We start from the raw sequence: 11995 nt of genomic DNA, 5'->3' as shown, positions 1-11995 counted from the left end.
CCGGATCGACGCGGGGCGCCGATCCGACGTTTCAGCTGCTTACCCGCCCAGCGGGGTCAGCAGCCGCGGGCCAGTGCTGACGTCGGTCATGTACACGCCGCCGACCGCCAGCAGGCCAGCCACATCCTGTTCTCCGGGTCCGGCCTCCCGCCAGGGCGCATGCGCGCGCGGGCCCGGAATGTAGACGTTCCACTGGCCGTAGCCGCGCGTGACTTCCCCGAAGTCGAAGCTGACCGGCACGCGCACGGACCAGAACGGCTTGTCCTTCTCGTCACCCGTGCTGGGGGCGCGGAAGCTCCAGCGATGTGCGGCGTCCACGCTCTGCTTCGCGAACGCCTCGCGCAGCCGCTCCATGCGACGCGCGTCACCGAGCACGCGCAGGTTGACCTGTTCGGCGATCACATCCATGACCTTGCCGTCACGGCCGACTTTCACGATCAACATCACATCGCCACTTCCACCCATGTTCAGTGCGACCGAGGGAAACCGCGGCGGCGCCAGCGTGATCGAGGTGACCTGGTCGGTGCTTGTGGCGTCGTACCCGCCGAAGGTCGCGGCGTCGAGCGTGACCATGTCCTTGCCGTCGGGCCCGATGTTGGCGACCAGGCGGATGGACACCTGGGTGCGCGCACGCACGGGCTTGCCATCGCGCACGATCGGCTCGAAGCGCCAGGTCTGCACGGAGCGGTCAACGAAGCTGGCCAGTTCTGCCGGCACCTTTTCGCGCTGGTCCAGCACGAAGCCTTCCACCTGCCCTTCGGTACCAATGTTGACCTGCCCGGTCAGCACCATGCTGCCTTCGGCGGTCCTGCGCATTTCGCTGCGTGTCTGTGCGCCGGCGTCCGGTGCGGCGGCGACGATGCTGCCGCCAAGTGCCAGGGCCAGTGCCAGGTAAAGGGAACGACGCATTGCACGACTCCTTGTGATCAGATGCCCAACGGGGTAAGCAGGCGCGGACCGTCATCCAGGTCGGCCATGTAGATGCCGCCCGCAGTCAGCAGGTCCGGTGCGGCGTCCTCGCCGGCCTGCGAGGTGCGCCACGGCGCGCGCTCGCGCGGGCCGGGAATATAGGCTTCCCACGTGCCGTAAGGCGTGCGTTCGCCCATCATGTAGCGGACCGGGATCCGCACGGTCCACGACTCGGCATCCTTGAGCCTGCCGGTGGTCGGCGGGCGGAAGGTCCAGCTGCGCGCCGCGGACACCGATGCACGGGCAAACTCGTTGCGCACCTGCCGCATCTGGTTTTCCTTGCCCACCACGCGCAGGTTCACCTGCTCGGCGACCACATCGTCCACGGTACCGTCGCGGCCGACCTTCACCAGCAGCAGCACTTCGCCCTTGGCGCGCATGGCAGCGAGATTCCTGGGGTAGGCCGGCAAGCGGAGCTCGCTGGAGGTCACCCGGCTGGTGTTTTCCGGGTCGTACTTGCTGAAGCTCGCACCCGCCACGCGCACGGTGTCGCCCGCGCCGCCCGGACCGGGCTGGGAGAGCAGGCGCAGGGTCACCGGCGTCTGTGTGGCGACCGCCGTGCCGTTGTCCACGGTCGGCTGGAACTGCCATGCCTGCACCTGGCGCTGCACGAATGCCGCCAGATCGGGAGGCAGCGTGTCGGCGTGGTCCAGCTGGAAGCCGGTGACGTGCCCGTCGGTACCGATATCGATCTTGCCGGTCAGCGTCATGCTGGCTTCGGCGGTCTCACGCACCGAACGCGCGGTCTGTGCAGCGGTATCGGTTGTCGCGACCAGCCCGGTGCCGCCCAATGCGAGGGCCAACGCCAGAAAATGGGGATAACGCATCTCACCTGCTCCTTGTGGATGAACCCCGAGGATAGCCCAGTGATGTGTCAGGGGGAAATCAGGCCAGGCGATGATGGGCTGCATAGGGCGGCGTGTCGGGATAGTCGCCGGCCGCGAAACGCGCCTGCAACCCTTGCCACCAGTGCGGATCGAACAGATGCGCATGGTGTTCGCGCACGGCGGCAAGCTCGTCGGCGGGCAATCCCATGAAGGGTGCGAAGCGCTCCGGGAACACATCGCGTGGGCCCACGTGGAACCACGGCTCATCGGCCATGGCTTCGTCCGCATTGCGCGGTGTCGGCCAGGCGCGGAACACGCAGTCGCTGACGAGGCACAGCTCGTCGTAGTCATAGAACACCGCGCGCCCATGCCGCGATACACCAAAGTTCTTGGGCAGCATGTCACCGGGGAAAATGTTGTTGCGTGCCATGTCGGTGATGGCCTGCGCGTAATCCAACGCGGCGGCGCGGCGGGCTTCGGCCGTCTGCTCGCGCAGGTACAGGTTGAGCGGGCGGAAACGACGCTGCACATAGCACAGCGCGATCACCAGCGAATCGCCGTCCTCACGCACGCTGGCCGCGCACTGGCTCAGCAGTTCTTCGCGCAGCGCCGGCGAGAAGCGGGCCTTGGGAAAGCGCAGGTGGCGGTAGGGTTGCGCGTCCAGCAGGCGTCCGACGCGATCCAGGTTGAACACCAGCGCGTACTTTTCCTCCACCTGGTGCCGGGTCATGGTCTTGGGCCAGGCGAAGCGGTCGCGGATCAGTTTGAACACCAGCGGGTAACTGGGCAGCGTGAACACGGCCATGACCATGCCCGGTGTGCCATCGGCATGCACCAGCTGTTCGTCGGGGTGGTCATGGAAGTGCCGGAAGAAGGTCCGGTAGCGCTCGGTCTTGCCCTGCTTGGCGCGGCCCAGCACGGTGTAGATCTCATCGATCGGCTTGGCCGGCAGCAGGCTGCGCAGGAACACCACCGCATCTCCCACCGTGGCCAGGTCGGCCTGGAAGTAGCTGCGTGACACGCCGAACAGGTGCGCCACATCGCGACGCCGGGTCAGCACGGCTTCGGCACGCAGGCCGTTGTCGTCGTTGACCAGCGCGATCACGCAGGGAGAGAAGCGGTGTTCGCCGAACACCCGCCCCACCAGGTAGGCGCGACGCTCGCGGTAGAACACGGTATCCAGCAGCTCGATGCTGCGCACGGGCTGGGTACCCCAATGCTGCAGGTCGTCCTGCAGGCGCACGGCAATGGCCGCCGCACAGCGCAACTGGTGCGCATAGGGCACATCGAAGCGATAGTCACCCAGCACCCGCATGAAGGCCTCGGCCGGCCGCGTCGCCGACAGCGCGTAGGTATGCCGCGCGACCGGATGGGTGATTGCGTCGGATGGCTCCACATCCATCGCCATGAACTCCACTGCGGCATCCACGCCTTCAGTAGCGAACAGGCGCCGGGCCAGCGTGTTGTAGAAGGTTTTGTACAGTTCTGCGTCGATCAACCCACCCACCAGGCCTGCGTAGGCCCTGCGGATCTGCAGCCACAGCGCGCGCTCACCCACGGCCTCACGCGCTGCCCGCCGCAGCACATCCACCGTTTCGGCAATGCAGCGGTCATACAGCCCGATGCGTTCCACCGCATCCTGCCGCGCCCCGTTCCAGTCGCGGGTCTCGAAGCGTACCCGCGCGCGGCGCGTCACCCCGGCGAAACGCGCGTGGTAATCCTCGAAGGCATCACGGATCAGTGCCGCCAACCGCGTGGCGAGCGCTTCGTCATCAGGGGATGGGGCAACAGGCATGCAGGGCAACCGGGAAGACCACCCCAACCATAGTGGGGCCGGCCCATGGGCGGCAAGCGATCCCATCCCGGGCTGCCACCGACCACCCGGGGTGGCCGGCAGCAGCGTCAGGTCTTACAGCGCCAGGGACGCCTCCACGTCCTGCACCCGGCGCCGTGCCAGTGCCAGGTTGGACTTGTTGCGGTCCAGTACCAGGTAGAGGAACAGGCCCTTCCTGGAGGCCACCGGGCGCATGATGTGGTACGCCTTGCCCAGCGAGATCAGGATGTCCTCGATGGTGTCGTTGAGGTTCAGCGACGCGGCGGTCTTCATCTTCGCCCGGATCACTTCGGTGTTGCCCGCTGCCGCCACTTCCATGTCCATGCCCGAGCCGGCTTCGCCCAGCAGCATGCCGCTTTCATAATCCACCAGTGCCACCGCCTGTGCGCCGTCGATGGTCATCAGCGCGCTCAAGGTTTCGCTCACTCCTGCCATGTTGCACCCCTTTGGTTATCGAGCCCCTAGTTCCCCTGCGGATCGGCTCGTGATCCGCTGAGTTCGGCCATGATGTTGCGGCCACATTCCTTTGCACTCCAAAGCACCTTGCCGGTCACGCAGCGCGTGTCGCAGGCGGCCATCAGCAACAGCGGTGCGGGCGCGCACGGCAGCGCCAGCATCAGCACCTTGCCCTCGCCGGCCTCCAGCATCAGCACTTCCAGTTCGCCCAGCGACAGCTCGCGGCCCACGGCGGCGGCCAGTGCCAGCATCGCGCTGGTCATTGCCGCCAGGCGCTCGCCGTTACCGTGGCTGCCGGCGGCCGGCACCAGTGCGAAGCCATCCACGCTGGCCAGTACCGCGCTGCGCACCCCATTGAGCGTGTCGGCGAACGCTTGAAGGTGCTGGGCAACTCGTTCGCGCACGGCCGGTTCCAGCCGGCGCACATCCTGCCCGTCAGCCATGGGCCAGCACCAGGTCGCGGGTTTCCATCTCGCTCATCAGCACGTCCATCAGGAAGAGTCCTTGTTCGCGTTCGCGCGCGTCCACCGGCATCACCGGCAGCAGGCGGTCATCCCAACCCGCGACCGTCGCGCAGGAATCAAGGTCGAAGTCCGGGGCGAGGTCCATGCGCGAAACGCCAATCACGGCCGGCACCTGCGTGGCATGCTCGCGCAGCACACCCAGATAGCCCTGCAGTTCTTCCACTGCCGTGTGACGGGTGGCATCCAGCAGCAGCACCACGCCACTGGCGCCCTTCAGCAGGATCGGCCAGATGAAGTCGAACCGCTGCTGCCCGGGCGTGCCGTAGAGCCGCAGGCGGTCGCCGTTGGGCAGGTCGATATCGGCGTAGTCCATCGCCACCGTGGTAGAGGCCTTGTCGGCGCCGGCGCGGTCGCTGTTGTGCACGTCGGTATCCACCACCGCGCCTGCGGCGATGGCGCGCACCAGGGTCGACTTCCCGCACCCCATGCCCCCCAGCACCACGATCTTGTGTTCGCGCATGCTCAGCCCCCACCGCGCTGGCGAACGCTGCGCCACATCCGGGCCAACAGGGTGCCGCCGCCCTCCCCTGCGCGCAGCGGCACGCTGCTGGCCGGCGCATCTTCCAGCGCGGCGTAACCACACAGGTACGCCGGGTGCACGAAACTGCGTACCGCATCCGGTGCCACGTCCAGCAGGGAGGCGCACTCGTCCACGCTGCACGCGCGCTTGAGCAGCAGCGAACACAGCCGGAAGCTGTCGTGCTGGTGGCCCAGCACGCGGAAGTCGGGCCAGCGCAGCAGCTTCACCCGCGCACCGCGTTGCAGCCGGGCATCCAGGTCATGCCAATGCGCGGGGCGTTGGCCCCATTGCCACAGCAGCGGGCGCAGCGGCTGGCGCGGCAGCGTGCCGCCCAGTTCCTGGTAGCGGCGTTCGGAAAGCCCGTGCAGTGACAGCGCTTCAAACTGGTCTGACAGAAGCTGGGCAAGGCTGCAGGGGTCGGTACCGGGCAGCACCACCATCTGGTCCTGGGCGAAATCCAACAGCAGGGTGGGCACTTCGTTGAGCACCAGCACTGCGTGACCCTGCCGGGCGGGCAGGCGCTCGCGCAGCGCGCGGGTGATCGCCTTGGCGCCCTGCGCCGCGCACGGTTCGTCGATCCGCAGCGGTGCACCAGGCATCTGCCGCAAGGCGTCTTCGATGGCGTGGTCGTCGAGTACGCCGTGATCGTCGCCCTGTCCCTGGTGCAACTGCCCGTTCTGGTCTTCCACCCAGACCTGGATGCGCGGGCGCTCGCGCACCATGCGCAGCGCGGCGTTGCGCAGTGCCGGCGTGTCCTTGATCACCAGCAGGTCGCACTCGTCGAGGTCGCGGCAGCTGCGTACCGTATCGGCCGGCAACGAGGCGGCCACGCGCAGGCGCTGCAGCAACGCCCGTTCTCCCTGGACATCCGATCCGACCACCAGCACCCTGGCCATGCCCTTCCCCTGGCTTGTGAGAGATCACAGCTACTGCGGAACGCTCGCCGATAGCCTATGCCAAGGATCTCGCGCAGTTCGGTGACGGATTGCTCACTTCGCGTTGGCGAAACGGTCGGATCCTTCCGGTATGCGCGCCTTGGCAGCATGCAGGTTTCATGCCTTCTTTACCTGTTGCGGCTGGCGAGAGAGTGCCAGAACCACCCGGACGGGTGTCACGTATTTGCGGGCAAAAAAAAGGAACCCGCGCCAGGCACGGGTTCCTCGGTTACTGCCTTGGTGCCGGTGGCTGAAGGCTTACAGCGCGGCCAGTGCGTCGTTGAACGTGCTGCTCGGGCGCATCGCCTTGCTGGCCTTGGCCACGTCCGGGCGGTAGTAACCGCCGATGTCGACCGGCTTGCCCTGCGCGGCGATCAGCTCACCGACGATGGCCGCTTCATTGTCCGACAGCGCCTTGGCCAGCGGGGCGAAGCGGGCCTTCAGCGCGGCATCGTCGTCCTGCGCGGCCAGGGCCTGGGCCCAGTACAGCGCGATGTAGAAGTGGCTGCCACGGTTGTCGATGCCACCGAGCTTGCGCGAGGGCGACTTGTCGTTGTCCAGGAACTGGCCATTGGCCTGGTCCAGGGTCTTGGCCAGCACCGTCGCACCGGCATTGTCGTAGCGGTTGCCCAGGTGCTCGAGCGAGGCGGCCAGGGCCAGGAATTCACCCAGCGAATCCCAGCGCAGGTAGTCCTCTTCCACGAACTGCTGCACGTGCTTGGGAGCCGAACCACCGGCGCCGGTTTCGAACAGGCCACCACCGGCCATCAGCGGCACGATGGAGAGCATCTTGGCGCTGGTGCCCAGTTCCATGATCGGGAACAGGTCGGTGAGGTAATCGCGCAGCACGTTGCCGGTCACCGAGATGGTGTCCTCGCCCTTGCGGATGCGGTCCAGCGAGAACGCGGTCGCTTCCACCGGGGCCAGGATGCGGATGTCCAGGCCGTTGGTATCGTGGTCCTTGAGGTAGGTTTCGACCTTGGCGATCACCTGCGCATCATGCGCGCGCGAGGCATCCAGCCAGAACACGGCCGGGGTGCTGCTCAGGCGGGCGCGGTTGACGGCCAGCTTGACCCAGTCCTGGATCGGGGCGTCCTTGGTCTGGCACATGCGCCAGATGTCGCCGGTCTGCACGGCGTGTTCGAACACCACGTTGCCGGCATCGTCGGTGACGCGCACGGTGCCGTCGGCCGGAATCTGGAAGGTCTTGTCGTGCGAGCCGTATTCTTCGGCCTTCTGCGCCATCAGGCCGACGTTCGGCACCGAGCCCATGGTGGCCGGGTCGAACGCGCCGTGGGCGATGCAGTCGTCGATCACGGCCTGGTATACACCGGCGTAGCAGCGGTCAGGAATGACAGCCTTGGTGTCCTGCAGCTTGCCGTCGGCATTCCACATGCCACCGGAGTCGCGGATCATGGCCGGCATCGAGGCATCGACGATGACGTCGCTGGGCACGTGCAGGTTGGTGATGCCCTTGTCGGAATTGACCATGGCCAGGCCCGGGCGCTTGCCGTATTCGGCAGCCAGGTCGGCCTTGATCGCTTCCTGGGTGGCTTCAGGCAGCTGCGGCAGGCGCGCGTACAGGTCGCCGATGCCGTTGTTGGGGTCGAAGCCGGCCTGCTTGAGCACGTCGGCGTGCTTGGCCAGCACGTCCTTGTAGAACTCTTCGACGACCACGCCGAACATGATCGGGTCGGACACCTTCATCATGGTGGCCTTCAGGTGCAGCGAGAACAGGACGCCCTTGGCCTTGGCATCGGCGATCTGCGCCTGCACGAACGCGGCCAGCGCGTTGCGGCTCATCACCGCGGCATCGACGATCTCACCGGCCTTGACGGCGGTCTTTTCCTTCAGCACGACGGTGGTGCCGTCAGCCTGCTGCAGTTCGATCTTCAGGTTGCCGGCGGCGGCCAGGGTCGCCGACTTTTCGCTGCCATAGAAATCGCCGCCGTCCATGTGCGAGACGTGCGACTTCGATTCGTTGGACCACTTGCCCATGCGGTGCGGGTGCTTGCGGGCGTAGTTCTTGACCGACAGCGGCGCGCGGCGGTCGGAGTTGCCTTCGCGCAGCACCGGGTTCACCGCGCTGCCCTTGACCTTGTCGTAGCGCGCCTTGATGTCGCGCGAGACGTCGTCAGTGGGCACGTCCGGGTAGTTGGGCAGGGCATAGCCCTGGTCCTGCAGCTCCTTGATGGCCGCCTTGAGCTGCGGCACCGAGGCGCTGATGTTGGGCAGTTTGATGATGTTGGCGTCCGGGGTGGTCGCCAGCTGGCCCAGCTCGGCCAGGTGGTCGGCTTCCTTCTGGTCGTCCTTCAGGAAATCCGGGAACAGCGCCAGGATGCGGCCGGACAGCGAGATGTCGCGGGTTTCGACTGCGATGCCGGCGGTGGCAGTGTAGGCCTCGACGATCGGCAGCAGCGACTGGGTGGCCAGGAACGGGGCTTCATCGGTAAGCGTGTACAGAATCTTGGGCGTGTTCGACATGGGGGACAGTGCTCTCCGGGTAACCCCCGCATTGTCGCGGTTTCAGCCCCGGGGAGCAAAGCGGGGCCATACGCGGTGGTATTGGAACGCTGTGTGGCACAAAAAAAAGACGCAGCCTCGCGGCTGCGTCCATCGTGAGCCCGTGCCGGGAGAGAGTCGGCGGGACTTACTTGACCTCGAACTCCTGCGGCGTTCCGGCCGCCTTACCATCTACCGTGACCTCCGCGCGGTACTTGCCCGCCGGCCAGCCATTGGCATTCGTGAAGCTGATGTTGGTGGTCTCATCGCCAGTGGTGTTCAACACCTGGCTCTGTTCGCCCGCCACCTGGCCGTCCTGATAGGTCAGCTTGGCGCCAACGTTGGCGTTGGTGGCCGTGCCTGCGGTGCGGACCGAAATGATGATCACGTCTTTCGGAGCAAACAGTGCTGCCGCCGCGACGGTCTTGTCGGCCGCAGCGGTCTTGCCGACAGTTACGCCGGAAACGTTGACCGGCGCGGCGGCCGTCATCGGCTGCGGTGCGGCGGGCTCGACCGGCGTCGTCGCTACCGGGGCAGCCGGCTGCGCGTTGTTGTCGACCGTTTCTTCCTTCTTCTTGCAGCCGGCCAGCGCAACGGTGGCCAGCAGGGCAGCAAGTACGGCGGTACTGATGGACGTCTTCTTCATGGAATTCCTCCCTGGGAATCAATAATGGACAGCAGGCGGAGCGGGCTTAGTCTTTAGGCGGCAGTTTGAGCGTCTGGCCCGGGAAGATCTTGTCTGGGTCATCCAGGACGTCACGGTTGGCCTCGAAAATCTTCTTCCAGGCGTTGCCATCGCCCAGCTCGTTCTTGGCAATCTTCGACAGCGAGTCACCGCTCTTGACGGTGTAGGTGCTACCCCCCACCTTTTCGGCGGTGGTATCCACCGAAGCGGTCACGCCGGAGAAATCTGCCTTTTCCACCTTCTGCGCGGTGGTATCCACGCTGGAGGTGACGCCGGAGAAATCGGCCTTCTTGTCGGTACTCATCCACACGCTCCCGTCTTGAATAGAACGACCTGGATCGCACGGTGTCACAGGCCTTGTTAATGGGGCATGGCGCAGGCGTGAAGACGCTGGACGTATTTCTGAACGGGGCGCTGGAGGGGCCGCCGGCCACGCTAAAATGGCGCCATGAATACCCCCCAGGACTCCAGCCTCGGTCGCGAGGTTGCTTACCCCTCCCAGTACGATCCCGCCCTGCTCTTCCCGATCCCGCGCCGCGCCGCGCGCGAGGAGATCGGCGTGGACGAGGCCAACCTGCCGTTCGTTGGCCATGACCGCTGGCAAGCCTATGAGCTGAGCTGGCTGGACCGGCGCGGCAAGCCACGCGTCGCCGTGGCGACGGTCAGCGTGCCGTGCACCTCGCCGAACCTGATCGAATCCAAGTCGTTCAAGCTCTACCTCAACTCGCTCAACAGCACGCGCTTTGACGATGACGAGCAGGCCCGCCAGCGCATTGCCGGTGACCTGTCGGCCTGCGCCGGGGCGGTGGTGAACGTGGTGTTCGGGGTGCCGCTGCTGGTGGAGGCGGCCGAAGGCGAATCACTGGATGAGCTGGATGTGGCGATCGAGCGCTACGGCCCGCCGGCGCCGGAGTACCTGTCGGCCAATGCCGGCCAGGTGGTGACCGAGACGCTCAGTTCGGCGCTGCTCAAGTCCAACTGCCCGGTCACCGGCCAGCCGGACTGGGCCAGCGTGAGCGTGCGCTACCGCGGCCCGCGCATCGACCGCGAAGGCCTGCTGCGCTACCTGGTGAGCTACCGCGAGCATGCCGAATTCCACGAACAGTGCGTGGAGCGCATCTTCAACGAGCTCACCCTGCGCTGCCAGCCGGAGTGGCTGGAAGTAGAGGCGCGCTACACCCGCCGCGGCGGGTTGGACATCAACCCGTGGCGGGCCAGCGCCGGCATCGAGCAGCCGGCGCGGACGGTCCGCGACCTGCGCCAGTAGCGCACGACCGTTGGTCGTGCGGCCTCAGCCCGGCTTCGGGCTGTTGAGGAAATCCAGGCTCACCTGCAACAACGCCCGCAGGCCTACATCCAGTGCTTTCTCATCGAGCAGGAACTTCGGGGAGTGGTTGGCCGGGGCCTTGGCCGGGTCGATCCCTTCGCTGGTGGAGCCGACGAAGAAGAACATGCCCGGCACCTGCTGGGCATACAGCGAGAAGTCTTCGGCGCCCATCTGCAGCGGCGGCTCGTACACGTTGGCTTCGCCGACCACGGCCTGCAGGCTGGGCAGCATGCGCGCGGTCAGGGCCGGGTCGTTGACCGTGGCCGGGTTGCCTTCGGCCTCGTAGATCTCCGTTTCCGCCTTGGCGCCATGCGCGGCGGCGGTGTGCTCGGCCACGTTGCGCAGGTCGGCGAAGATCTGCTGGCGCATGCCTTCGTCGAAGGTGCGGATGGTACCCACCATCTCCACTTCGTCGGGAATGATGTTGTAGCGGATGCCGCCCTTGATCGCGCCGAAGGACACCACCGCCGGCTGCTTGGAGATGTTGGAGCGGCGGCTGACGATGGTCTGCGCGGTGCCCACCAGGTCGGCGGTGGCCACGATCGGGTCGACCCCGTTCCACGGCGCAGAACCATGCGTCTGGCGGCCGATCACCTTGATCCCGAAGCGGTCCGAGGCCGCCATCAGCGGGCCACCGCGGACGGCGATCTGCCCGGCCTGGACGCTGGAGAACACGTGCAGGCCGAACACGGCATCCGGCTTGAAGTCGGCAAACAGCCCTTCCTTGAGCATCAACGCGGCACCGCCCTCTTCCGGCGGCGGCGCGCCTTCTTCGGAAGGCTGGAAGATCAGCATCACTTCGCCGGGCAGGTTCTCGCGCATCTTCACCAGCGCGTCGGCCACGCCGAGCAGGGTGGCGGTGTGGGCGTCGTGCCCGCAGGCGTGCATCACGCCCACCGGTTCGCCGCGATAGGTGCTGGTGGCCTTGGAGGCAAACGGCAGGCCGGTCTGTTCGGTCACCGGCAGCGCGTCCATGTCCGCGCGCAGGGCGATGCGCGGGCCGGGCTTGCCGCCCTTGATGATGGCCACCACGCCGTGATGGGCGATGCCGGTCCTGGGCTTCAGGCCCATCGCACGCAGCTGTTCGGCCACCTTGGCCGAGGTGCGCTCTTCGCGGTTGGACAGCTCCGGGTGCTGGTGGAAGTCGCGGCGCCACTGCACTACCTGGGCCTGCAGACGAGCGGCGGCGGCGGTGACTTCCGGGCGTTCTGCCGGGGCGGTGGCGGCCAGCGCGGGCGAGGCGAGCAGCAGGGCGGACAGCAGCAGCGACAGACGGGGCATTCGGGTCTCCGACAGGGTTCCAGGGGCTTGAACCTGAATGTAGGGCATCAGGGTGGTTTTCGCTGTAACTTTCGGCGCCCGGGAACGTTGTGCGGGAAAGCAACCGTCGTCGGTTGAACCTTGTCGGCGCTTGCG

At 66.6% G+C, this 11995-nt stretch carries 12 protein-coding genes; 1 reads left to right on the top strand and 11 read right to left on the bottom strand.

Translation table 11 applies throughout. The features are described 5' to 3' along the window. Positions 1-39: 39 nt before the first annotated feature. From SOM39_RS06380 to SOM39_RS06335, 10 genes are all read right to left on the bottom strand, one after another. Positions 40-909, bottom strand: coding sequence for an energy transducer TonB (locus SOM39_RS06380; protein WP_320457834.1), 870 nt, complete (start codon positions 907-909; stop codon positions 40-42). A gap of 17 nt (positions 910-926) precedes the next feature. Continuing rightward, complete coding sequence (locus SOM39_RS06375) at positions 927-1796, bottom strand: energy transducer TonB (protein WP_320457833.1); 870 nt, start codon at positions 1794-1796, stop codon at positions 927-929. Between the two features lie 58 nt (positions 1797-1854). Further along, positions 1855-3591 (bottom strand): bifunctional isocitrate dehydrogenase kinase/phosphatase, encoded by a 1737-nt coding sequence (aceK, locus tag SOM39_RS06370; protein WP_320457832.1) that lies wholly within the window; start codon positions 3589-3591, stop codon positions 1855-1857. Between the two features lie 114 nt (positions 3592-3705). Continuing rightward, positions 3706-4065, bottom strand: coding sequence for a hypothetical protein (locus tag SOM39_RS06365; protein ID WP_068854836.1), 360 nt, complete (start codon positions 4063-4065; stop codon positions 3706-3708). Between the two features lie 26 nt (positions 4066-4091). After that, positions 4092-4529, bottom strand: a complete 438-nt coding sequence (locus tag SOM39_RS06360) for a roadblock/LC7 domain-containing protein (protein WP_095363129.1) — start codon at positions 4527-4529, stop codon at positions 4092-4094. Continuing rightward, on the bottom strand, positions 4522-5070 hold the full coding sequence (locus SOM39_RS06355; RefSeq protein WP_068854255.1) for a GTP-binding protein: 549 nt from the start codon (positions 5068-5070) through the stop codon (positions 4522-4524). The genes SOM39_RS06360 and SOM39_RS06355 overlap by 8 nt, the downstream gene beginning before the upstream one ends. 2 nt (positions 5071-5072) lie before the next feature. Continuing rightward, positions 5073-6026: a hypothetical protein gene (locus tag SOM39_RS06350; RefSeq protein WP_320457831.1), complete on the bottom strand. Its 954-nt coding sequence runs from the start codon at positions 6024-6026 to the stop codon at positions 5073-5075. A 297-nt stretch (positions 6027-6323) separates the two neighbouring features. Continuing rightward, entirely contained in the window at positions 6324-8549 is a 2226-nt protein-coding gene (locus SOM39_RS06345; protein WP_068854258.1) for an NADP-dependent isocitrate dehydrogenase, read from the bottom strand. Between the two features lie 166 nt (positions 8550-8715). Continuing rightward, positions 8716-9213, bottom strand: a complete 498-nt coding sequence (locus SOM39_RS06340; protein WP_068854259.1) for a hypothetical protein — start codon at positions 9211-9213, stop codon at positions 8716-8718. 46 nt (positions 9214-9259) lie between these two features. Next, positions 9260-9556 carry a LysM peptidoglycan-binding domain-containing protein gene (locus tag SOM39_RS06335; protein ID WP_068854260.1) on the bottom strand — a complete coding sequence of 99 codons (297 nt, stop codon included), beginning with the start codon at positions 9554-9556 and terminating at the stop codon, positions 9260-9262. Between the two features lie 144 nt (positions 9557-9700). Here SOM39_RS06335 and queF point away from each other — a divergent pair, with 144 nt between their 5' ends. Beyond that, on the top strand, positions 9701-10519 hold the full coding sequence (gene queF / locus SOM39_RS06330; RefSeq protein WP_093534892.1) for an NADPH-dependent 7-cyano-7-deazaguanine reductase QueF: 819 nt from the start codon (positions 9701-9703) through the stop codon (positions 10517-10519). Between the two features lie 24 nt (positions 10520-10543). Here the strand turns inward: queF and SOM39_RS06325 are convergent, their stop codons facing one another. Then, positions 10544-11860, bottom strand: a complete 1317-nt coding sequence (locus SOM39_RS06325) for a M20 family metallopeptidase (RefSeq protein WP_320457830.1) — start codon at positions 11858-11860, stop codon at positions 10544-10546. Between the last annotated feature and the right edge of the window lie 135 nt (positions 11861-11995).

The organism is Stenotrophomonas sp. CFBP8994 (assembly GCF_034044835.1).
GTDB classification, from domain to species: domain Bacteria; phylum Pseudomonadota; class Gammaproteobacteria; order Xanthomonadales; family Xanthomonadaceae; genus Stenotrophomonas; species Stenotrophomonas rhizophila_A.
The sequence above is the reverse complement of the archived record's forward strand: the minus strand, read 5'-3'. Positions and strand labels throughout refer to the sequence as shown.